Genomic DNA, 22464 nt, shown 5'->3' on the forward strand with positions numbered 1-22464 from the left:
CCTGTCCCTGATGGGGCCGGCCGCCCGCAGGCGTTTAAGCCCGTGCTGCGGACCCACCGGGGCACCGATGCCCGGAACACCGGCTTCATGGGATAAAGTAGAGATCGAGCAGTGGCACCGGTTCGGTGGCGCGTGGGTCGACTCCGCATGTGCATAGCGCATTTGCGGGTTATAGGACCATTAGCGTAGCCTTGAACTTCGGTGCGAACGCCTTCCAACCGTTTATCGGTTCAGGCGGAACTGCATGGCGCAAGGCGGGTCCAATCTGGATCTGGCTAAATGCGCATCCAAGTATTAAACGTCGAGAGAAGTGAGTTCCCAAGTGGTGTACGCGATTGTCCGCGCTGGCGGCCGCCAAGAAAAGGTTTCCGTCGGAGACCTCGTAACCCTGGACCGCGTCCCCGGTGGAGCCGGTAGCACCTTTGAGCTGCCTGCCCTGCTTTTGGTTGATGGCGACAAGGTCACCTCTGCTGCACAGGACCTGGCCAAGGTTACCGTGACTGCAGAAATCGTCGAGAACTTCCGGGGTCCGAAGATTGTTATCCAGAAGTTCAAGAACAAGACCGGCTACAAGAAGCGTCAGGGCTACCGCTCCTCGCTGACCAAGGTCAAGGTTACGTCCATCAACTCCTGATTCTCCTGCCGGCCCCAGGGCCGGGAACGCGGGTGTGATCCCGCCTGAGGGTTTCAATATCAGTTAGCAAAGGCAGGCAAAGAAATGGCACATAAGAAAGGTGCGAGTTCCACTCGCAACGGTCGCGACTCCAACGCCCAGTACCTCGGCGTAAAGCGTTTCGGCGGCCAGGTTGTCAAGGCAGGCGAAATCATCGTTCGCCAGCGCGGCACCCACTTCCACCCGGGTGAGGGTGTTGGCCGCGGAGGCGACGACACCCTGTTCGCCTTGGAAGCAGGCGCAGTTGAATTCGGCAGCCGTCGTGGCCGCCGCGTCGTGAACATCGTGGCTGCTGCAGCCGCCGAGTAATCACCGGCATTTAGCTTTTCCGACGGGGCGGGCCTTGATGGTCCGCCCCGTCGTTTTTTTAAGCCAAGTAGAATTGGCATGATCAAGTAGTTCCTTTGAAGGAGAACCATGGCCAGCTTTGTAGACCGCGTAGTGCTGCATGTTTCGGGCGGTACAGGCGGCCATGGTTGCGTGTCCGTCAAGCGTGAAAAGTTCAAGCCCCTGGGCGGGCCCGACGGCGGCAACGGCGGCGACGGCGGCGACGTCATCCTGCGCGTTGACTCGAATACGACCACCCTGCTCGACTACCACCACGCACCGCACCGGCATGCCACCAACGGCGGCAACGGGATGGGCGACTGGCGCGCGGGCAAGACCGGGGAGACGCTGATCCTCCCCGTTCCGGACGGCACCGTCGTCAAGAACAAGGCCGGCGACGTCCTGGCGGACCTGGTAGGGGAGGGCTCCGAATACATCGCTGCCGCCGGTGGTCAGGGCGGCCTCGGCAACTCCTCGCTTTCCTCGCAGAAGCGCAAGGCGCCCGGATTCGCGCTGTTGGGCGTCCCCGGCGAAGAGGCCGACATTGTCCTGGAGCTCAAGTCCATTGCCGATATTGCACTGGTCGGCTTCCCGTCGGCCGGCAAGTCCTCGCTGATTGCCGCCATCTCCGCCGCCCGGCCGAAGATCGCCGACTACCCCTTCACCACGCTGATCCCGAACCTGGGCGTTGTCCAGTCCGGTGACGTGCGCTTTACCGTCGCCGATGTTCCCGGCCTGATTGAAGGTGCCTCGGAAGGCAAGGGCCTGGGCCACAACTTCCTGCGCCACGTGGAACGCTGCGCCGCCCTGGTGCACGTGCTGGATTGTGCCGCACTGGAAACGGACCGCGACCCCATTGGGGACCTGGAAGTCATTGAGCGCGAGCTCGAGAAGTACGAAGTGGACATGAGCTACGCGGGCACCGACGGCGACGTCGTGCCGCTGAACCGCCGTCCGCGCCTTGTCGCACTGAACAAGGTGGACGTTCCTGACGGCCGCGACATGGCCGGGTTCGTCCGGCCGGAACTGGAGAAGCGCGGCTACCGCGTGTTCGAGGTTTCCGCGTCCAGCCATGAAGGCCTGCGTGAACTCGGGTTCGCCATGGCTGCCATCGTCAAGGACGCCCGGGATGCCGTGGAGAAGGCTCCGCCGCGCATCCAGCCGCCGGTCCTGAAGCCGCGCGGCGTCAACTACAAGGGCGGCTTCCTGATCCGCCGCGAGGAGCGCAACCTCGAGCCGCTCTTCCGCGTCCTGGGTGAGAAGCCGGTTCGCTGGGTCCAGCAGACCGACTTCACCAATGACGAAGCCGTGGGCTACCTGGCGGACCGCCTGGCCAAGCTGGGCGTGGAGGAGAAACTGTTCAAGGAAGGCGCCAAGCCCGGTGACGCCGTGGTCATCGGCGAGGGCGACGGCGTCGTCTTCGACTGGGAGCCCACGATGATCGGCGGAGCGGAACTGCTTGCCGCTTCCCCGCGTGGCAGCGATATCCGCGTCGAAGACTTCTCCCGCCCGACCCGCGAGGAAAAGCGCGGCGACCACCAGAAGCGCAAGGAAGCCCGCGCCGCGGCCCGCGATGAGCTCGAAGCCGAGCGCAAGGCAGGCATCTGGACCGAGTCCGTGAACTACAAGCACTCCTCCCGCCCTGCGGACGTCGAGGGTAACGAAGAGGACTAACACCTTCATCTTCCCGAGAGGGACGGGGTGCAGCGCATAGGCTGGGCAGGTTATGAGTGAACAAATCGAATTCGCCACACCTGCCCGCCGTGCGTTAACGTCCCGCTCCGGGCTGGCCCGGGCCCGCCGGGTAGTGGTCAAGGTGGGGTCCTCCTCCCTGACCTCGGTAGCGGGCGGCATCTCCGACTCTGCCCTGAAGTCCCTGGCCGACGTGCTTTCCGCCCGGCATGCGCAGGGCACCGAGATCATCCTGGTCTCTTCCGGCGCTATCAGCGCCGGGCTGGCGCCGCTGGGCCTCACCAAGCGCCCGGCGCAGCTTTCCTCCCAGCAGGCCGCCGCCAGCGTGGGGCAGGGGCTGCTGATGGCCCGATACACCTCCGCATTCGGCGTCCACGGAGTCACCGTCAGCCAGGTATTGCTTACGGTGGAGGACCTGATGCGCCGCGCCCATCACGCCAACGCGCACCGCGCCATGGAACGGCTGCTGAACTTCGGCGTCCTGCCCATCGTGAATGAGAACGACGCCGTTGCCAGCCACGAGATCCGTTTCGGCGACAATGACCGTCTGGCCGCCCTGGTGGCTCACCTCGTGAAGGCCGACGCGCTCATCCTGCTCTCCGACGTCGACGCCCTCTACGACGGTCCGCCGTCCGAGGGCGCCCGCCGCATCCCCGAAGTCACCGGTCCCAAGGACCTGGCGGACGTGCGGATCGGGAAGGTGGGCAAGGCCGGCGTGGGTACGGGCGGGATGGCGACGAAGGTCGAAGCAGCCACCATTGCCGCGGAATCGGGCATCCCTGCACTGGTCACGTCCACAGCCAATGCCGCCGCCGCGCTGGCCGGAGAAGACGTAGGCACCTGGTTCACTACCCGCGGCCGCCGCCGGTCCATCCGCCTGCTGTGGCTCGCCCACCTCGCCCGCATTCAGGGCACTCTGGTGCTCGACGACGGCGCGGCACGGGCAGTGGGGGACCGGCACCGTTCGCTGCTGCCGGCGGGAATCACTGCTGTAAAGGGGCAGTTCGAGCCCGGTGACGCCGTTGCCCTGGCCGATACCGCGGGCCGCGTGATTGCCCATGGCCTGACCAACTACGGTTCGGACGAGCTGCCGTCCATGCTCGGCCGCTCCACCCGCGAACTGTCGCGCGAACTGGGGCGCGGCTATGAACGCGCTGTGGTGCACGTAAACGACCTCGTTCTCCTGCACCCCAACGAAGCACCGGGACCCGGGCCGGATGCCGGCACCGGACCTACACTGGGAGCATGACTTCCGTGAACACAACTGAGGCCGAACTCGAACCCGCCGGCGCGCCGGACACCGGCGTCGAGGCCCAGGTCCATGCCCTCGCCGACCGTTCCCGCACCGCCGCACGGCGCCTGGCCAGGGCCAACCGTGCCTGGAAGGACCGCGCCCTGCGGCAGATCGCGCAGAACGTCAACGCGAAACAGGCCGCCATCCTCGAGGCCAACGCCCGCGATGTGGCGGCCGGCCGGGACAACGGGACCTCAACGGCCATGCTGGACCGGCTGTCGCTGACGCCGGCACGCATCACCGCGCTGGCCGCAGCGCTGGAGAACCTTGCCGGGCTGCCGGATCCGGTGGGATCCGTAGCCCGCGGCCAGACGCTGCCCAACGGTCTGCGGCTGCGCCAGGTGCACGTTCCGATGGGCGTGGTGGCCGCCATCTACGAGGCCCGCCCCAACGTCACCCTCGACATTGCCGGCCTGGCACTGAAAAGCGGCAATGCGGTTCTCCTGCGCGGCGGCAGCGCCGCCGCGAACACCAACGCGGTCCTCGTGGAAATCATCCGTGATTCCCTCGAGGAAGCAGGCCTGCCCGCCGACGCCGTGCAGAGCGTTGACCAATACGGCCGGGAAGGCGCCAACGTACTCATGAAGGCACGGGGCCGGGTGGACGTGCTCATTCCGCGCGGCGGCCGCTCCCTGATCCAGTCCGTCGTCACCAACGCCACCGTGCCCGTCATCGAGACGGGGGAGGGCAACGTGCATATCTACCTGGACCATTCGGCGCCGGTGGAGATGGCAGTGGACATCCTGCTCAACGCCAAGACGCAGCGCCCGAGCGTCTGCAATACCGTCGAGACCCTGCTCATCCACGAGGGCGCTCCGGCGGCCGGCGATGTCCTGGCTGCGCTGGCCGCCGCCGGCGTCCGCCTGCACGCCGACCCCCGGGCCATGGAACTGCTGCCCGCCGGAGTCAGCGCGGAAGCAGCAGACGACGGCGACTGGGGGCGTGAGTACATGGACCTGGACCTGGCCGTGGCTGTGGTGGACACGCTGGATGACGCGCTGGAGCACATCAGGCGCTGGACCACCGGTCACACTGAAGCGATTATCACCAACGACCTTGCCAATGCCGAGCGGTTCATTGCTGAGATCGATTCGGCGGCGGTCATTGTCAATGCCTCCACCAGGTTCACGGACGGTGGCGAACTCGGGCTGGGGGCCGAAGTGGGCATTTCCACGCAGAAAATGCATGCGCGGGGGCCCATGGGCCTCAGGGAACTGACCACTACGAAATGGATCATCCAGGGCGACGGGCAGATCCGCGACTAGTTCCGTCCAATGCCCGGCGACGGGTCCGGCTGCGATGTGCACTCCGTTACGCGTACCATTGACTAAGAACCCGTTCCGCCGGCTGCCCGGCGGAACCTATCGATCTCTAGGGGAGATACATGCTGATCCAGCTTACGGGCGCCGTGTTTACTGCTGCCGAAGAACACCACGTTGACCTGCCGGCGTCTCCGTACGTCTACGGTGGAGTCATCTTTGCGGCATTCCTGTTGCTGATGCTGATCACGGTGTCCTTCTCCAACGTGGGCAACCGGCACACGGCCGAGCCGGAGCACATTGATCCCCAGCGCCAGTTCCCCGACAAGCATGACCACGGTCAGGCCATCCGGGACTGACCCCGTACGTGGAGTCAGCGAAGGCGTTCTTCCCCATGGGTGAACCGCAGCGGACGGAAAGCAACGGAAAGCGCAGATTCCGCCTCGGAGTCATGGGTGGAACGTTCGACCCCATTCATAACGGCCACCTGGTGGCGGCGAGTGAGGTTGCGTCCACGTTCGATCTGGACGAAGTGGTATTCGTTCCCACCGGTGACCCGTGGCATAAGCCGGCCGCGCAGCAGGTGAGTCCGGCCGAGCACCGGTATCTGATGACCGTCATTGCGACGGCATCGAACCCGCGGTTCACGGTGAGCCGGGTCGACATCGACCGGCCCGGCCCTACGTACACCATTGACACTCTGCGCGATTTGAAGGCAGCGAGGCCCGAGGCTGACCTGTTCTTCATCACCGGCGCCGACGCCATGGCGCAGATCCTGTCCTGGAAAGACATCCAGGAGCTGTGGTCATTGGCGCGCTTTGTGGGCGTGACGCGGCCGGGGCACGTTCTGGAGAACGTCGGCCGGGAGGACGTCTTCCTGTTGGATGTGCCGGCCATGGCGATATCTTCGACCGACTGCCGACGCCGCGTGGCCGAAGGCAACCCCGTGTGGTACCTGGTGCCGGACGGGGTAGTGCAGTACATCGCGAAGCACCGTTTGTATGCCGCCGACAGGCAGTCTCCGAACTCCGCGGAAACCGAAACAGAACCAGTAGCGTAAATACACATACCGGATGGGTAGGAAATGACTAACGGTCCAGAGTCCGCGCCGCGGCGCAGCCGCCGGGCGGCCGACGTACCTGTGGATTCCCCGGCCGGGCCGCGGGAACGTGAGTCCCAGCAGCGCGCCCGGGACCGGGAAGCGCTGCGTGCGTACAAGGCCCTGGCAGAGACGCCGGAGCGCCGCGACCCTGAGACCGCTCCGCCCACCCGCCGGCAGCTGAGGCTGCAGCAGCAGCAACAGCGTGCTGCGGCGGCGGCCAAGACCGGAGCCGGTTCGGCTGAGCCGCCCGCAAATCTCCCGGCCCCGCCGGAAGCCACCGGACCGGTAGCTTCCCGACCTTCACCCGCTGCCGGTACGCCCCTGCGTCGGGAACGACGCCGGCAGTCGTCATTGGCGGGCACAGACACGGAACCGGAGTCCCCGACGTCGGAACCCCAGGCTCCGGAACTGCAGCACAAGCAGGGATCCGGCCCCGGCTCGCAGGCAAGCCGAAAGGAAAGCCGGCGCGCCGCATCGGCCGCGCCGTCCGTTACGGACGCTGCCGTTGCCGGCACCGACCCCAACGCCGACGTCGAGGGTATGAGCGTGGAGCAGGCCCTGGCTGCACGTCAGGCACTGGAAGGACAGGCCCGCAACCATGTTGCTGCCATGGAGGCCCTGCAGGTTGATGATCCGCAGGCCGTCGACCTGGAACTGCTGGCCCAGCAGAAGGCTTTGGCCGAACGTGCCAAGGTACTGAACCGCCGCACCCGCGCCATCCAGAAACTGTCGCAGGAAAACGAGCAGCGCAAACCTTCGCAGAGCGATCCGAGCACTGCCCACAACCTGGCGATGGTGACCCCGCTCGAGTTTGTGCAGGTCCCCGGGATGGAGCATCCCGTGATGAAGGCACCGCAGACCTCGCATATTCCCATTGTCACCTCGTCTACGCCGGTGGTGGATCCGGAGGCTGCGGCCGCGCGGCCCCTGCCGGTTGTTCCCGCCCAGCGCCCGGCGTCCGTGCCGCGCCGGATACCTGTCGGCGCCACGGACGTGCGGCATTCGCGGATCCTCGCCCGCGCGGACGCGCTGGTCAATAATCCGGTTGAATCCGAGGAAGCTGCCACCCCCATCGGTGCCCGCAGTGCCTTCGGACTCGACCCGCTAGATGTCATGACGGCCGGACTCGGCCGTACCCGGAGGCTGCGTTTTGCGGCCGCCGGCGTTGCAGGTCTGGGCGCACTTGCCCTGATCGTCGGAGTACTAATGATCGTCGGCGGCCTTGGCGGCTGACCGATTACCCCAAGGAGAAACACTTTGAGCGCCACCGAATCTTCCATCAACATTGCACGGGCGGCGGCCAAAGCGGCCTCGGCCAAGATCGCGGACGATATCGTCGCGATCGACGTGAGCGAACGGCTCGCCATCACCGACGTCTTCCTCATTGCCTCGGCATCGAATGAGCGCCAGGTCAACTCCATTGTTGACGGCATTGAAGAGGAACTGTCCAAGATGGACCTCAAGCCCGTGCGCCGTGAAGGACGCAGCGAGGGCCGTTGGGTCCTGCTGGACTACGCCAACGTTGTAGTGCACGTCCAGCACGAGGAGGACCGGGTGTTCTACGCCCTGGAGCGTCTGTGGAAGGACTGCCCCGAGGTTGACCTTCAGCTCGAAGACGCCCCTGCCGGCGCCGAGTCCGAATAACCTGTGACCGTGAGCGCCCCTGCCCCTTGGGATCCGGATTCCGCGTCGCGCCGGGTGGTTTTCTGGCGCCACGGACGTACGGAATGGAACCGGGCGGGGCGCTTCCAAGGGCAGCAGGATATTGCCCTTGACGCCACCGGCCTGCGGCAGGCCGCCGAGGCGGCGGCAGTGCTGCGGTTTCTCGAACCGGACGCGATAGTTTCCTCGGACCTGAGCCGCGCCCTTGGCACAGGCAGGGCCTTGGCTGTTGAGACCGGTCTTGAGGTTGCGGAGGACAAACGCCTCCGGGAAACGTTTGCCGGCACGTGGGAAGGGCGTACCTTCACACAGATTGCGGAGCAGGACGCTCCGCTGCTGACTGCCTGGTCGGCGGGGGTAGGCAGTGCCCGGGCGGGCGGCGGCGAAACGCGCGTCGACGTCGGCCGGCGCGTCGCCGAAGCGGTGGGGGAGGCCGTCCTGGAACTGCCTGCCGGGGGCACCCTTGTGGCCGTAAGCCACGGGGGAGCGATCCGCGCCGGAATCTGCGCCTTGCTCGGCCTGCCGACGGAGTCCTGGGCGGTCATCTCAGGAGTATCCAATTGCCACTGGTCGGTCCTTCAGGAAATCCCGGACCGGCACGGGAATTCCGCCTGGCACCTGGCGCAGCATAATGTAGGGCTGGACTCGCTTCCCAGCGGCCCGGTGGAGGGCTGACCGACCGTCTTTTCTGCCCGGCAGGGGAGCGATAAGTGGATTTTGCGCTCCTGTTGATTTGTACTAAGGTAGAGGAGTTGCTTCGCCCCGGTGAACGGAAAAGTGAAGTAAACAACCTTTAGTTTTGGGGCTGTGGCGCAGCTGGTAGCGCACCTGCATGGCATGCAGGGGGTCAGGGGTTCGAGTCCCCTCAGCTCCACCAAAACCTTCGGGAGACCGAAGGGTTTGCGGTGGAAAACCACTGAAAGTTCGGGGCTGTGGCGCAGCTGGTAGCGCACCTGCATGGCATGCAGGGGGTCAGGGGTTCGAGTCCCCTCAGCTCCACCGAGAAAGAGGTCTGATTTATCAGGCCTCTTTTTTCATGTCCGCACAACTCCGGTTTGGGTGCGCCCGAGCCGTCCCACGTTCCGTTCCCGGCAGCATGTGCCCTCAGCGCCGTGCTGCCCGCTTGCTCAGCAGCCTCCGCCTAGCGCAGGCGGTCTTTCTCTGTGATACTCGCCTCCATAGGGATGGGCCGCTCGGCGTCGCGGCGTTGCTTTGCCGGCAACTGCCCGTCCCGCGACCTGTATTTCAGAAAACCGGGGGAGTCAGCCTGATGGAAGAAGTAGACGTTGTTGTGGTCGGCGCGGGGACCGGAATGTTCGCGGCGCTTGCGGCCGCGCATCACGGAATGTCCGCCCTGGTGGTGGAGAAATCCCCGTATGTAGGGGGCTCAACCTCGCTTTCCGGGGGTGGCTTTTGGATTCCGGGAAACTCCGTCCTGGAGGAGAACGGACAGAAAGAGGACCCGGAGCGGATCCGGACCTATCTCCGGGAAGCCACCCGGGGCGAAGTCGAGGACGAGCGCTGGCAGACGCACATTGATGCGGGCCGTGCCACCGTCGACCTGCTGCGGAGCATGACGCCGTTGAAGTTCCAGTTCATGACCGAATATGCCGACTATTTTCCCGAGCTCCCCGGAGGGTCGGCGACAGGGCGGGCCTGCGAGCCCAAGCCGTTCGATGCCAAATCACTGGGTGCCGACCGCGCCCTTCTGCGGGAACCCAAGCTCAAGGCACCGTTTCCCATGCCGATTACCAGCCGCGCCTACAAGTGGCTGAATCTGGTGGCCCGCAGTCCGAAGGGTGTGCTTACAGGCGCCCGTCAGCTGGGACTGGGCGTAGGCGGCATGGCGCTTGGCCGCGAGTATCTGGCCGGTGGCCAGGCACTGGCTGCCGGCCTCCTGGCCGGGCTGCGAAAGGCAGGGGTACCGATCTGGACGCAGACGCCGCTGGAGGACCTGATCATCGAAGACGGACGCGTCACCGGCGTCGTCGTTGAGCGTGATGGGCAGAAAACCAGCGTGCGGGCCCGTCGAGGTGTCATCCTGGCCACGGGAGGGTTCGATCGAAACGCCGCGATGCGGCAGGAATACCAATCTCCTTACGTCGACGGGTCCTGGAGTTTTGGTGCGGAGTCCAACACGGGTGATGTCATTTCCATTGCCCAGAACCACGGCGCGGATCTGGCGTTCATGGATGCAGCCTGGTGGTTCCCCGCCGTGCCCGCACCGGGACCCATGCCGGGCGCACTCCTTGCAGAGCGGTCGCTTCCGGGGCAGATCATTGTCAACGGCAGCGGACGGCGCTTCATGAATGAAGCAGTGAACTACATGACTGCCGGGCAGATCATCACCTCGAAGCACAGTCCGGAAGACCCCCACATTCCCGCCTGGCTGATCTTCGACCAGCGATACCGGAACCGCTATCTGTTCGGCGGCGGGATCTTCCCGCGCCAACCGCTGCCCAAGGCCTGGTACGAAGCCGGCATCGCAAAGCAGGAGCCAACCCTTGAGAAGCTCGCCTCCTCACTGGGCATGGCCGAGCTGCCCGCAACCGTCGAACGGTTCAACAGCCTGGCGCGGGCCGGGCGGGATGACGACTTCGGCCGGGGTGACAGTGCCTACGACCGCTACTACGGCGATCCCACCATTTCACCCAATCCGTGTCTTGGGCCCATCGATGCCGGCCCCTACTACGCGGTGCAGGTTGTCCCGGGGGATCTGGGCACGTGCGGCGGCGTACGCGCCGATGCCAACGGGCAGGCCCTGGCTACGGACGGTACCCCGATTCCCGGGTTGTACGCCATCGGGAACGCTGCCGGTAATGCATTCGGACGGGTGTACCCGGGCCCCGGTGCCACCATCGGGCAGGGACTGACCTTCGGCTACGCCGCCGCTCGAAACCTGGCCGACGTGCAGGCCTGACCAGGTTTGGATAAAGCCCCACCCCGACGGGTGGGGCTTTATCCATGTGTGACGTAGCTCTCAATACTGGCCCGGACGAAGCCTTCCGTTCTCTCCCTGTCGGCCTTAGGCTACTCATTGTCACATTGACAATAAATCAGGAGAGCGCCATGAATGCAGTACTGGACTGGATGAATTCGCCGGCAGCAACCCTGCTTGGAGCACCCGTCAGCTGGATCGAAGTCATCGGGTTCGTCACCGGTGCAGCCTGCGTCTACGGTGTGGCCCGGCAGAAGGCCTGGAACTGGCCTGTGGGCATCATTAACAACATCGCGTTCATGGTCCTCTTCTTCGGGGCCGGGCTCTACGGGGAGACCCTCCTGCAGGCCGTGTTCGCCGCCGTGTCCGTTTACGGGTGGTACAACTGGGTCCGCGGCGCCAAGGACACCGAGCAGAAAAGCGACCTGCCCATCCGCGACGCCAGCCGGAACGAGGTGATCGCCGGCATCGCCGCCGTCGTCCTGGCCACCGCGGGGATCGCCATGATCCTCACCCACGGAACCGATTCCGAGGTTCCCTGGCCCGACGCCTTTGTCCTGGCCGCGTCGCTCCTGGCCACTTACGGGCAGGCCAAGAAGATTTTCCAGCACTGGTACGTCTGGATTGCCATCGACCTCGTCAGTGTTCCGCTGTACTTCTCCCGCGGACTCAACCTCACCGGCATCCTCTACATCGGTTTCACCGCACTCTGCGTCTACGGTCTGATCGACTGGAAGCGCACCCGCACGGCTGCCGCCCGTCCGGCTGCTGCAGCCGGAAAGATACCGGCATGAAGCTGTTTGGACAGGGTGTCGTGATTGGCAAGTTCTATCCGCCGCACGTCGGCCACCGGCACCTCATTGCCCGGGCAGCGGAGCAGTGCACGAAGCTCGCCGTCGTCATCCTTGGCAGCCGGTTTGAGAGCATCACCCTTGAAGACCGGGTGAAGTGGCTTGCCGCCGAGTTCGCGGAGACCAACGTATCCGTCGTCGGAATGCCCAATGACTGCCCCGTGGACTACAACTCCCGGACCATCTGGAAGGCGCACAACGAGGCCTTGCGCATTGCCCTCAAGCTGAAGGGAATCACAGCCGTCGACGCCGTCTTCAGCTCCGAGGATTACGGCAGCGAACTGGCGCAGGACTTCGGCGCGGCCCACGTCATGGTGGACAGGCCCCGCGCCGCCTATCCCGTCAGCGGCACCCTCTGCCGGGATGACCTCAGCGCAGCCTGGAGGAACATCCTCAAAGATGCCCGGCAGGACCTGGCCGTGCGCATCATTGTCGTCGGAGCCGAATCCACCGGCACCACCACCCTCGCCCGGGCCCTGACCGAGCACTACCGGGAGAGTTTCCCCGAGCTCGTCGACGTTCCGGAATTCGGCCGCCAGTACACCTACGACAAGTTCGCCGCCGTGCAGGAAACAAAGCCCGACGCCGTCCTGTCGGACATGGTCTGGACCGCCGAGGATTTTGCCGTCATCGGTGAACGGCAGAACCAGATGGAAAACGAAGCCGCGGCGCGGTGTCCGCTGGTCATCGCCGACACGGATGTAATCACCACGTCCCTCTTTGAGCGGGTCTACATCGGTGAGCAGAGCTATGGTTCCTACCTCGCCGTCGACCGGCTGCCCCGCCGCGACCTCTACCTCATTACCGACCACGACGGCGTCCCGTTCGAGGACGACGGATGGCGCGAGGCCGAGCACCCCCGCGCCGAGATGACCGAGTGGTTCAAGGAGGAGCTCACGGCAGCAGGGCACTCCTGGATCCTGGTTTCCGGCACTCCGGAGGAGCGGATATCCACGGCAACTGAGATAATCGACCTCATCATCGCCCAGCGGAACCGCTTCACCTCCCCGCCCTGGGCAAAACGGACGGTACTGACAGGAGCCTGATGGCCACCGAAGAAGAACAGTTCCTTCAGGACTACGCGCCCAGGGAGTATCCCTCCGTTGCGCTGACCGTGGATCTGGTCGTCTTCGCCGTCAAAGCAAGCACTCTCCATGCAGCCTTCGTGCGCCGCGGAGGGCACCCCTTCAAGGGAGCCCTGGCGCTGCCCGGCGGCTTCGTGGGACCGGACGAGGATGCCCTCACGGCCGCCTGGCGCGAGCTGCAGGAGGAGACCGGCCTGGAGCTGGGTGCACACCGCGGCCATGTCGAGCAGCTCGCCACCTACAGCTCACCAGGCCGCGACCCGCGCATGCGCGTCGTGTCTGTCGCGCATCTGGCGCTGCTCGCAACCGACGGCAGCGCCCTGCCCGCACTGAACCCGGGCACCGACACCGCAGCAGCACAGTGGCTGCCCGTGTACGAGGTCCTCGCCAATGAAACGCTGGCCTTCGACCACCGCGCGATCCTCACCGCCGCCCTGGACCGGCTTGCCGGCAAGATCGAATACACCCTTACCGCGGCCAGGCTGCTGCCTGAGGAATTCACCCTCTACCAGCTGCGTCAGGTGTACCAGGCCGTGTGGAACACCGACAAGCTCGACGCCGGGAACTTCACCCGCAAGATGACCGGCGCCCTGCGCGACACCGGACGCAAGGTCCTCCGCGACAAGGGCGCCCCCGCGGCGCTGTTCACCGTTCGGGACGAGTACCTCAGCCCGCCGATGATGCGCCCGGTGTAACGCCTTTCCGCCGGGCCTGGGCGGTCAGCGCCCGTCCCGCCAGGTCCGGAGGACCCCGGCAACAATAAGGGCCTGCCCTGCGCAATAGGTCAGCATCACGAGGGGGTTGGTCCAGTCAGGCATCTGCTCGGGCAGGAAAATCCGGCAGGCCAGGATCGTGTCCGAGGAAAGGAACAGCAGGCCGCCGGCCGCGACCATCGGCCGGCACCGCGCCGCCGTCGCCGCCGTACCGGCAAGGACAACGCCGTAGGCGGCCACGGCCAGGGCCAGCCCGCCCAGTGCAGGCCACAGCACCACGAGCATCAGTACCCACCACAGCGGGAAGACCAGTGCCCACCGCGGGATTCGCCCGGCAGCTGCATACCGTGCCAGGAGCCAGATGTAACAGATGTGCGCGACCCCGAAGGAGCCGAGCATCACCGGCAGTTCCGGTGCCGCCGGGAAGAACGCGGCTGCGCCGTCACCGATCCAGGAGAAGAACAGGGCCGCCAGCAGCAGGGACACCGGCAGCATCCGGCCGGCAGGCCCGCGGACGACGCCGCGTGCGCCCCACAGGGCGGCAATGGCAAGCAACGGCATCAGGGTGAGCTTGGTGGGCTCCGCGATATCCGTGGCTTCAACCGCTCGCGCCCCGATATGAACGGCAGAGGCTGCGGCGAAAGGCAGGAATCCCCACCACCACGAGCGGGGCAGAACGGAGGTCTGGCTTGGGGCGGGCGCGGCGGTCACGGCACTCCTTCGGGTCGGCTGCAGACCATCGTACGGTGCCTCCGGCAGGATAGCCGTTAGGCGCCCAGCACCCGGTCCAGATAGGCGTTGGCGAAGACCCGGTCCGGATCCAGCCGTTCCCGTACCGCCAGGAAGTCCCCGAAACGCGGATACCGCTGAGCCAGCGCCGCCGCGTGGCGCGAATGCAGCTTGCCCCAATGCGGCCGCCCCCCGTGGGCGAGCAGAAGTTCCTCAACAGCGGTGAAGTACTCGGCAAAGTCCTCCCGGTAATAGCGGTGCACGGCTATATAGGCGGTGTCCCTGCCGTAGGCGGTGGACAGCCAGCGGTCATCGGCGGCCGCCCAGCGGACCTCTACGGGAAAGGAGATCCTCCAGCGGTGCTCCTCGATCAGTTGCTGCAGGGCGGAGAAGGCCGGCCCCACGCGGTCCGCCGAAACGGCGTACTCCATTTCCCGGAACCGCACGGTGCGCCCGGTGGTGAAGACCTGTGCCGAGGCATCCGAATAGTCCCGGCCGCCGAGCAGCCGTGCCGCTGCGGCGTTCACGGCAGGGACTACGGCTGGTACGGCACTGCCTGCGGCGCAGGTTGCCCGGAACAGCGTGTTCGCCAGCAGGGTGTCGTTAATCCAGCGCGCACCGGGACCGGGCGGACGGCAGCGTGCAGTGCCCGGCAGGCGGGTGTTCGCCTTGGTGGCAGCGCGATCGGTGTGCGGAAACCAGTAAAACTCGAAATGGTCGGTTGCTTTGACCCGGTCCGCCAGGCTCTGGAGTACATCCGCCAGGGGCTCGGAGCGTTCCTGGGCCTGGAGGACGAATGCGGGTACGCACTGCAGGGTGACGTCGGCGATGACACCCAAGGCGCCCAGTCCGAGGGCGGCGGCCGGGAGCAGCGGATCGTCGTCGCCCACGCTGAGCAGGCCGCCGTCGGGCTGGACCAGGGTCACTCCCACTACTTGGGTGGCCATCCCGCCGAACGCGGCGCCCGTTCCGTGCGTACCGGTGGAGACTGCGCCGGCGATGGACTGCCGGTCAATGTCGCCGAGGTTCGGCATTGCCAGTCCGTAAGGTTCCAGCAGGGATGGTATCCGGTGCAGCCGGGTGCCGGCACGCAGCCGCACCCGGGACCTTCCGGTGTCCACTGCGATGATCCCCTGCAGGGCGCTGAGGTCCAGCTGGACGCCGTCGGTGGCGGCGATGTCGGTGAAGCTGTGGCCCGCGCCCACGGCTTTGACCCGCAGCCCGGCACCTGCCGCGTCGGCGACGCACCGCTGCAGGGCTGCAGTATCGATCGGGCGCTCCACGCGGAGCGGTTGCGCCGTCACGTTCCGTCCCCAGTTTTCCCACAAGGTGCCCGCCGCGGTCACAGGAACGCCTTCCCCTCGCCGCGGTAGGTGGGCAGCGTGCCCACAATCTTCCCGCGGTCCACAACCTGGTACTCGTTGAAATGTTCGGCCGGCTCGCCGCTCTTGGCATGCCGGAACCAGACGCGGTCACCGGGATGCAGCGTCCCGGCAGCTGCGCCGCGCAGGGGAGTCTGCACCTCACCCGCCCCTTCCCGCGGGAGGAAACGCAGGTCCGGAGGCCAGACCGGACGCGGGGCGCGGCTGGGCCCCGGCGGCCCCGAAGCGATCCATCCGCCGCCCAGCACGGTGGCGGTGTCCGACGTCGGACGGCGGACGACGTCGAAGGCGTAGGCTGCGGCGGGAGCCGGCGTAAACGCGCGGTAGTTGTCGAACAAGTGTCCGCCGAAGAGCCCGGACCCGGCCGTGATCTCGGTGACCGCAGGGTCCGCGCGGGTGGCTTCAATGGAGCCGGTGCCGCCGCCGTTCACGAATTCGAGCGGGCACAGTTCGCGCAGCCGCCCCGCAATGAGCTGCCTGCGGTCAAGGAGCTCGGCCATGGACCGCGGCTGGAGGTGCCGCATCAGGACATTCATCGGACCTGCCCCGGGAACGGCATCGCCTACGCCGGCCACCTGGGCTTCGTACATCATCAGGCCCACCAGCCGGAAGCCGGGACGGGCGGCAATCCGCCGGCCCAGCCCGACGGCGTCGTCCGGGGTGTGCAGCGGAGAGCGCCGGGTGCCGATGAAGCCCAGTGCCGGCGCCTGCCAGGAGGCGTCCGCATCCAGGCAGATACGCACTTCGGGGCGCTTTCCTGCCGGCGCCAGGGCATCTACCAGGTCCAGCTGGGATTCGTCATCGACCATCAGGGTCACCCGGGCGGCGAGCCGCTCGTCGCCGAGGAGCCGGGTCAGGGCCGCTCGGTCCGTGCTGGGATATCCCACCAGGACGTCCGTGCACTGCTCCGCCAGCCACAGGGCCTCGGGAAGCGTGTAGCCGAAGACGCCCTGAAAACCCGGGAGCTGAAGCAGGGCCTCGATGACACCTCGGACCCGGAGGGACTTGCTGGCAATCCGCAGCGGAACTCCGCCGGCGCGCCGGAGCAGGTCCGCGGCGTTGAACCGAAGGGCCTGCAGCTCCAGCACTGCCACCGGTGCGGGCAGTGCCGCGGTTGCCTCCGACAGGGCGGGCCAATAGGTTTCCGGGGTCAGCCAGGGCAGGAGAGCGGCCGTGGTGTCCGGCGGGCCCGGGAACCCGGGCGGGAACAGTTGCAGAGGGGGAGCGGGAGCTGCCGCTTCGTTGCTGTCGCCCATGGTGACCTCCGTTGTCTGCACCCACCCTAAACACGGAACACCGTCCCCTCCAGCACGCAACACGCTGCACCCGGCCGGTTACCCGCGGGATGTCACAGACAAACACCAGACTTCCGGGTTAGGGTGGTCACATCTGTAGAGCGAAACCGCTCGCCACGCCGACTGGGAAGTCGTACACCACCAGAAGGCCGCATGAGCATAACCGCATCCTCCACTGCACCCGTTGAAGAAACCCCGAGCGAAAAGAAGCCGCGCCGGAACAACGTCACCAGCACCTACTCCGGACTGCTCAAGGCCGTCCGCGACGAAGGCCTGCTGAAACGCCGGAGCTCTTTCTACATCACCACGTTCGTGTTCCTGTGCGTCGGCGTGGTTGCCGCCGCGACAGGATCTTTCTTTATCGGGGAAAGCTGGTTCCAGCTGCTCATCGCCGCGGCGCTGGGCATCCTCCTGACGCAGCTCGCGTTTATTGCGCACGAGGCATCGCACCGGCAGGTCTTCGAATCGGGGCCGGCTAATGACCGGGCCGGCAAGTTCGTGGCAAACGCCGTCGTCGGCATCAGTTACCAGTGGTGGATGAACAAGCACAGCCGGCACCATGCCAACCCCAACACGGTGGGCAAGGACCCGGACATCGACATGGACACCATCTCCTTCCTGCCGGAGCAGGCGGCACGGCAGAAGGGCTTCATGGCCTGGTTTGCGCGCCGTCAGGGCTGGTTGTTCTTCCCGCTGCTGATGCTGGAGGGCATCAACCTCCATGCGACGTCCATCAAGCACCTGTTCGCGAACAAGCAGGTCAAGGGCCGCGTCTCCGAACTGGTTATGGTCTTCACCCGGCTGGGCCTGTACCTGGCCGCCGTGTTCTTCTTCCTGCCGGTGGGAATGGCCTTCGCCTTCATCGGCGTGCAGCTCGCAGTCTTCGGTGTCTACATGGGTGCTTCGTTCGCCCCGAACCACAAGGGCATGCCGATTCTCCCCAGGGACTCCAAGGTCGATTTCCTGAGCCGCCAGGTTCTGACTTCCCGGAACATCGTGGGACGCGGCATGAACACCCTGATGGGCGGGCTGAACTACCAGGTGGAGCACCACCTGTTCCCGAGCATGCCCCGGCCGTCGCTGGCCCGGGCCAGCGAACTGGTGAAGGAACACTGCGCCAAGCATTCCATCCCCTACACCGAGACCACACTCGTGCAGTCCTACGCCATTGTGGTTCGGTACCTCAACGAGGTAGGCCTCTCCGCCCGGGATCCGTTCGACTGCCCGGTCCGGTCTAAGTACCGTATCTAGCTTGCGGATCCGCCGGAGCAACGGCGAATACCCGCAATCGAAGCATCTGACAGACTAGGAATATGACAAAAAACCCCGCAGCCCGTCCGGCGGACAAAACCCCGGTGGCCCACCTCGGCATGCGCATGGAGGATTCCCTGCATGCATGGCGCGATGAACGTGCCCGGAAGCGGGGGGACGTGCAGACAGTCCTTCCCTTCACCGGCTACGGCTCTACTGAATGGGTGCGTGTGCTCGGCCGGGTCATCCTGGCCAAGCCCGGTTATTTTGACGGCGCTGAAAAGTCGATGGCGTCCAAGGCGATCGCGGACGGCATCCGCGGCTGGCGGAACTTCATGAGCCCGCCGGTCAACAAAGCCACGGTCACCGTAATTGTGGGCGACCAGAAGCACGTAGTCACCGCGGACCGAGGGGGAGTGGTTGACGCCGTCCTGCCTGCGGATCTTGCTCCGGGCTGGACCACCGTCCTCCTGCGTTCCGAAGACGGTGAGGAAACCACCGCGCCGATCTACGTGGTGGATCCCGCAGCCGAAGTGGGCGTGGTGTCGGACATTGACGACACCATCATGGTCACCGCGCTCCCGCGGCCGATGCTGGCAGCCTGGAACACATTTGTCCTCGATGAGCACGCCCGTACGCCCACGCCGGGCATGGCCGTGATGATGGACCGCCTCGCGCGGGAAAACCCCGTGGGCCCGGTGCTTTACCTCTCGACCGGCGCCTGGAACGTCGCCGCTACGCTGACCCGGTTCATTACCCGCAACCTCTACCCGGCCGGTCCGCTGCTGCTGACCGACTGGGGTCCCACCACGGACCGCTGGTTCCGCAGCGGCCAGGCGCACAAGCGCAGCCAGCTGGAACGGCTCGCCCAGGAATTCCCGGACATCAAGTGGCTGCTGATCGGCGACAACGGCCAGCATGACGAAGAGATCTACGCGGACTTCGCCCAGCGCCACCCGGAGAACGTCCGGGCCATTGCCATCCGCCAGCTCTCGGCCGGCGAAGCGGTGCTGGCCGGTGGACGGACGGGCAAGCCGGGGGAGACCCCGGTGGACGTGCCCTGGATCTACGCGCCCGACGGCGCCGGGATGGCCCGTCAGCTTGCCGAGATCGGTCTGCTGACGGACGAGGGGTAGCTTTCCCCCTTTTGCGAAACGGCTCGTGCCCTGGGCAATCCCAGGGCACGGGCCGTTTTGCGTTCTAGGGCAGTTCTGCCTCGGTGATCGTTACTCCCCAGGGAACGCCTTCCTCCACGGTCACCGTCACGTCAATGATGCCTGCGGCGGGCCGCACATCCATCGTCGCGGTGGTGGTTGCGCCCTCCTGCCCGCACGAGAACGACACAGGGCCGACGTTCGCAACGTCAACGGTGACGGTGCTGGCCCGGGCACAGTCTGCGTCGAAGGTAAGGGCCTCGGCATCACTGCGGAGACCATGGACGGCGAAACTGCCGCCGTCCGCGTCCTCCATCTGGGTAACGAGGACAGCTGAGCCTTTGTCCGGCGCCGAGACCGGGAAGGCCGATTCGGACGGGGCTCCCGGGCTCTGGGTTGCCGGGGTCTCCGGGGCAGCGGAGCCTTCCGCTGTTGCTGCTGTATCTGCTGTATCTGCTGGTGAACAACCCGACAGGGATATAGCGGCAAGCGAAAATGCGGCTAATGCCGGCAGTGCAATTCTGCGTTGTTTCATTAACATTGGTTCCCCCTTTTTAGTGGGGAGGCCCTCCATGTTGTCTAACCCGATTTCCGGGCGGCTGACCCCTACGGATGGTGCTTTATGAATCGCAGTGCAATCTGTGTTTACGTTTCGAAGTCTTGCTTTTCCGCCGGGCAGTGTCAACCAGGGGGTGCGTCCCGGGAGGCCCCGGGAACCGCCCGCATGCGTGCTATTCCGCACTTTTTTGGGAATTTAAATTTAATCGAAGGAACAGGTTTTCCCGGGGTTATTTCCGGTATTCGCGGCGAATTCAGGACCGGGCGAAGGGTGTCGCCCTAACGGTCCGCCCGCGCCGCAGGGAAGGGAGCAGCGGACCTAGGCGTCGTCGTCGGACTCCGTGTTGATGATCCGCAGGATGCGGCGCAGGTCCATGGCCAGGGCCGCCGTCGCATCCACCGGACTGTCGGCCGAGGCCGAAGTGTTGACCAGCCGCACCAGTTCCACGAGCGCCTGGGTTGCCGTGGAGTGCTCCTCGCTCTCGGGGTCCCAGGTCTCCACCGCTTCGGCACAGGCGTTTACGGCCTCGGCCAGCGGCACGGTCAGGGCGGCCGGGACAGCGACGTTCTGCGGATTCCGCCAGATGGCGTCGGTGAGGACTTCGGTCATATCCTTCACGTGCCGGGTGGCACGTTCCATGGCCCGCAGCGCCCGGTAGTCGGCGTTGAAATCACGGCTGTACTTGCGGCTGCGGATGTTTCCGTGCCGGCTGTTGTCCGCCAGCTCCACGGCCTCCCGGACCTCCTTGGTCAGGGTATCCAGCTCGCTCTCGCGCTGCGACCAGTCCTCGTGTTCCGGCGGCCAGGTTTCCTCCAGCGCCGTCCCCATGTCCCGCAGCTGCCGTGCCAGTGATTTCCGCAGCGTCACCAGCCCGTTGACGGCGCCGTTCAGGTGCAGGGGAGGGAAGACGAGGGCGTTGACGGCCAGCCCGACACCTACGCCGACCAGCATCTGCACGCCGTAGCCGAACGAGTAACCGTCCGGATCATCACCGCCCAGGACCAGCACGAACAGCGCAGCCATCGGCACGTATTCCCGGCCGGACGCGCCCAGGAAGGACAGCCCGCCGAGCAGCACGCCGATGCCGACGATCACGGAAATGGTCCAGACGTTCGGGGTGCCGATCAGCAGTGCCCCCAGCGCCAGAAGCATGCCGGTCACCAGGCCCGCCAGGGTCTCCATGCCGGTGCGGAAGGAGCCTGACACCGTGGGGTACATGCTGACGATGGCGCCCAGCGGAGCGTAATACGGGTACTGCGAAGCCACCCCCGGCACATGCGGGGCAAGTGTCCAGGCGATGCCGACGGCGAGGGTCGCCTTGAAGGCGAGTTGGAACCGGGTGACGCGCAGGACTCCGGTCACCCGGTTGGTAACGGCACTCAATGACCGTTTGGAGATGGTTTTTTCGCCAGTGGTCATGTTTCGAGTATGGCCCGAGCCCAACTCGGGAAACGACTTTTCAGCCCTGACTGGCGCCGGATGTGGGGAGTGGCACTATGCTCCGGCGGCCCAGCACATCGGCCAGCCGGTCCAGGAAGAGCCGGACCTGCACGTTTTGTTCGTGGATCAGCAGGGCGAAAATGCTGCGCGCCAGACGGATCTCGGGAACATCCAGCACCACCGTCCCGGCCGGCCGGTTCAGCATTGCCAGTTCCGGCACCAGCGCCGCGCCCAGGCCGGCGGAAGCCATCGCCAGGCTGGCATTGAAGTCATCGCAGTACGCAGCCACCTGCGGGTGGAGGCTGCAGCTGGCGAAGAGCCGCTCAATCACCAGGGCGTCGGGGGTGCCGGGATGGTGCATGATCCAGGGCATCCCGGCCAGCTGCTCGGCGGACACCTCGGCACCGCTGCGGATACCCCAGGCCTCGGGCAGCACCACACGGAAGTTATCGTCGCCCAGCCAGCGGCGGCTGATGGAGGACGGCCAGGCCAGTCCGCCCTGGCCTACCTGGTACACCAGTGCGACGTCGAGGTTTCCGCCGGTGCGCAGCCCCTGGATGGTCTGCGCTGGTTCGGCAACGGAAAGCAGCAGGTCAATTCCCAGGTCCCGCCACTGGGGCGAGGCCAGCAGCTCCGGCAGGGCGAAGGTGGCCAGGCTGGGGAAGATGCCCAGGCGCAGCTCCTCGCCGCTGCCCGGTCCGGGACGGGTAGCGGCCGCCAGGAGGGCATCCATGTCGGTGAGCACCTTGACGGCGTGCCTGGCCATGACGACGGCGGCTTCCGTGGGCGAGGCGGTGCGGGCGGAACGCTCGAACAGGCGCGCGCCCGTGTCCTTCTCCAGGGCGGACATCTGCTGGGACACTGCCGAGGCCGTATAGCCCAGCCGCAGGGCCGCTCCGGCAAACGAGCCGGTGCGGAGAACCTCCAGCAGCGTCTTCAGGTGCACGGGATTCACCATCCCTGCGCCCTCCTTCCTCGCCCCGGCGGGGCCGACCACAATATCTAGTGTTGCCGGGTACTAGACCCGACACGCCCACGGTACGCGACACGCTTGAATC

22 protein-coding genes and 2 tRNA genes are annotated in these 22464 nt (G+C 66.0%); 18 read left to right on the plus strand and 6 right to left on the minus strand.

Annotated features, from left to right (window positions below):
• Positions 1–322: 322 nt before the first annotated feature.
• The 16 genes from rplU to NNX38_RS07785 all read left to right on the plus strand — a co-directional run bounded on the left by rplU (position 323) and on the right by NNX38_RS07785 (position 13578).
• Positions 323–634, plus strand: a complete 312-nt coding sequence (rplU, locus tag NNX38_RS07710; protein WP_146361875.1) for a 50S ribosomal protein L21 — start codon at positions 323–325, stop codon at positions 632–634.
• A gap of 84 nt (positions 635–718) precedes the next feature.
• Entirely contained in the window at positions 719–982 is a 264-nt protein-coding gene (rpmA, locus tag NNX38_RS07715; protein ID WP_104053918.1) for a 50S ribosomal protein L27, read from the plus strand.
• Between the two features lie 108 nt (positions 983–1090).
• Positions 1091–2674: a GTPase ObgE gene (gene obgE, locus NNX38_RS07720; protein ID WP_255797466.1), complete on the plus strand. Its 1584-nt coding sequence runs from the start codon at positions 1091–1093 to the stop codon at positions 2672–2674.
• 52 nt (positions 2675–2726) lie between these two features.
• A complete protein-coding gene (gene proB / locus NNX38_RS07725; protein WP_255797467.1) occupies positions 2727–3941 on the plus strand; it encodes a glutamate 5-kinase in 1215 nt (404 codons plus the stop codon).
• On the plus strand, positions 3938–5251 hold the full coding sequence (locus NNX38_RS07730) for a glutamate-5-semialdehyde dehydrogenase (protein WP_255797468.1): 1314 nt from the start codon (positions 3938–3940) through the stop codon (positions 5249–5251). Before proB ends, NNX38_RS07730 begins: the two co-directional genes overlap by 4 nt.
• Positions 5252–5370: 119 nt before the next feature.
• Positions 5371–5604 (plus strand): hypothetical protein, encoded by a 234-nt coding sequence (locus tag NNX38_RS07735; RefSeq protein WP_255797469.1) that lies wholly within the window; start codon positions 5371–5373, stop codon positions 5602–5604.
• Between the two features lie 35 nt (positions 5605–5639).
• Entirely contained in the window at positions 5640–6305 is a 666-nt protein-coding gene (gene nadD, locus NNX38_RS07740; RefSeq protein ID WP_255797470.1) for a nicotinate-nucleotide adenylyltransferase, read from the plus strand.
• Between the two features lie 24 nt (positions 6306–6329).
• Positions 6330–7580, plus strand: a complete 1251-nt coding sequence (locus NNX38_RS07745; protein ID WP_255797471.1) for a hypothetical protein — start codon at positions 6330–6332, stop codon at positions 7578–7580.
• A 24-nt stretch (positions 7581–7604) separates the two neighbouring features.
• Positions 7605–7991 carry a ribosome silencing factor gene (rsfS, locus tag NNX38_RS07750; RefSeq protein WP_255797472.1) on the plus strand — a complete coding sequence of 129 codons (387 nt, stop codon included), beginning with the start codon at positions 7605–7607 and terminating at the stop codon, positions 7989–7991.
• Between the two features lie 9 nt (positions 7992–8000).
• Positions 8001–8684, plus strand: coding sequence for a histidine phosphatase family protein (locus NNX38_RS07755; RefSeq protein ID WP_255797473.1), 684 nt, complete (start codon positions 8001–8003; stop codon positions 8682–8684).
• A 126-nt stretch (positions 8685–8810) separates the two neighbouring features.
• A tRNA-Ala gene (locus NNX38_RS07760) sits at positions 8811–8886 on the plus strand.
• Positions 8887–8935: 49 nt separating this feature from the next.
• Positions 8936–9008, plus strand: a tRNA-Ala gene (locus tag NNX38_RS07765).
• Between the two features lie 271 nt (positions 9009–9279).
• Positions 9280–10929 carry an FAD-dependent oxidoreductase gene (locus tag NNX38_RS07770; RefSeq protein ID WP_255797474.1) on the plus strand — a complete coding sequence of 550 codons (1650 nt, stop codon included), beginning with the start codon at positions 9280–9282 and terminating at the stop codon, positions 10927–10929.
• Between the two features lie 149 nt (positions 10930–11078).
• Positions 11079–11741 (plus strand): nicotinamide riboside transporter PnuC, encoded by a 663-nt coding sequence (pnuC, locus tag NNX38_RS07775; protein WP_255797475.1) that lies wholly within the window; start codon positions 11079–11081, stop codon positions 11739–11741.
• A complete protein-coding gene (locus NNX38_RS07780; RefSeq protein ID WP_255797476.1) occupies positions 11738–12844 on the plus strand; it encodes an AAA family ATPase in 1107 nt (368 codons plus the stop codon). Before pnuC ends, NNX38_RS07780 begins: the two co-directional genes overlap by 4 nt.
• Positions 12844–13578 carry an NUDIX domain-containing protein gene (locus NNX38_RS07785; RefSeq protein ID WP_255797477.1) on the plus strand — a complete coding sequence of 245 codons (735 nt, stop codon included), beginning with the start codon at positions 12844–12846 and terminating at the stop codon, positions 13576–13578. Before NNX38_RS07780 ends, NNX38_RS07785 begins: the two co-directional genes overlap by 1 nt.
• Positions 13579–13602: 24 nt before the next feature.
• Here the strand turns inward: NNX38_RS07785 and NNX38_RS07790 are convergent, their stop codons facing one another.
• From NNX38_RS07790 to NNX38_RS07800, 3 genes are read right to left on the minus strand one after another with little or no spacing between them, the layout of a single operon-like run.
• Positions 13603–14307: a lysoplasmalogenase gene (locus NNX38_RS07790; protein WP_255797478.1), complete on the minus strand. Its 705-nt coding sequence runs from the start codon at positions 14305–14307 to the stop codon at positions 13603–13605.
• Positions 14308–14363: 56 nt separating this feature from the next.
• Positions 14364–15671: a D-arabinono-1,4-lactone oxidase gene (locus NNX38_RS07795; protein WP_255797479.1), complete on the minus strand. Its 1308-nt coding sequence runs from the start codon at positions 15669–15671 to the stop codon at positions 14364–14366.
• The gene (locus tag NNX38_RS07800; protein ID WP_255797480.1) at positions 15668–16963 is read right to left on the minus strand and encodes an amino acid deaminase/aldolase; all 1296 of its coding nucleotides are present in this window, start codon (positions 16961–16963) and stop codon (positions 15668–15670) included. The genes NNX38_RS07795 and NNX38_RS07800 overlap by 4 nt, the downstream gene beginning before the upstream one ends.
• Before the next feature lie 192 nt (positions 16964–17155).
• Here NNX38_RS07800 and NNX38_RS07805 point away from each other — a divergent pair, with 192 nt between their 5' ends.
• Positions 17156–18253 (plus strand): acyl-CoA desaturase, encoded by a 1098-nt coding sequence (locus NNX38_RS07805; RefSeq protein WP_255797481.1) that lies wholly within the window; start codon positions 17156–17158, stop codon positions 18251–18253.
• A gap of 62 nt (positions 18254–18315) precedes the next feature.
• Positions 18316–19389, plus strand: a complete 1074-nt coding sequence (locus NNX38_RS07810) for an App1 family protein (protein ID WP_255797482.1) — start codon at positions 18316–18318, stop codon at positions 19387–19389.
• A gap of 64 nt (positions 19390–19453) precedes the next feature.
• Here NNX38_RS07810 and NNX38_RS07815 read toward each other — a convergent pair whose 3' ends face one another.
• The 3 genes from NNX38_RS07815 to NNX38_RS07825 all read right to left on the minus strand — a co-directional run bounded on the left by NNX38_RS07815 (position 19454) and on the right by NNX38_RS07825 (position 22364).
• Positions 19454–19723, minus strand: coding sequence for a hypothetical protein (locus tag NNX38_RS07815; protein ID WP_255797483.1), 270 nt, complete (start codon positions 19721–19723; stop codon positions 19454–19456).
• 561 nt (positions 19724–20284) lie between these two features.
• Positions 20285–21385: an aromatic acid exporter family protein gene (locus NNX38_RS07820; RefSeq protein WP_255797484.1), complete on the minus strand. Its 1101-nt coding sequence runs from the start codon at positions 21383–21385 to the stop codon at positions 20285–20287.
• Between the two features lie 40 nt (positions 21386–21425).
• A complete protein-coding gene (locus NNX38_RS07825) occupies positions 21426–22364 on the minus strand; it encodes a LysR family transcriptional regulator (RefSeq protein WP_255797485.1) in 939 nt (312 codons plus the stop codon).
• Positions 22365–22464: the final 100 nt, after the last annotated feature.

It is taken from the genome of Arthrobacter sp. zg-Y238 (genome assembly GCF_024385525.1).
Classification (GTDB): domain Bacteria; phylum Actinomycetota; class Actinomycetes; order Actinomycetales; family Micrococcaceae; genus Arthrobacter_B; species Arthrobacter_B jinronghuae.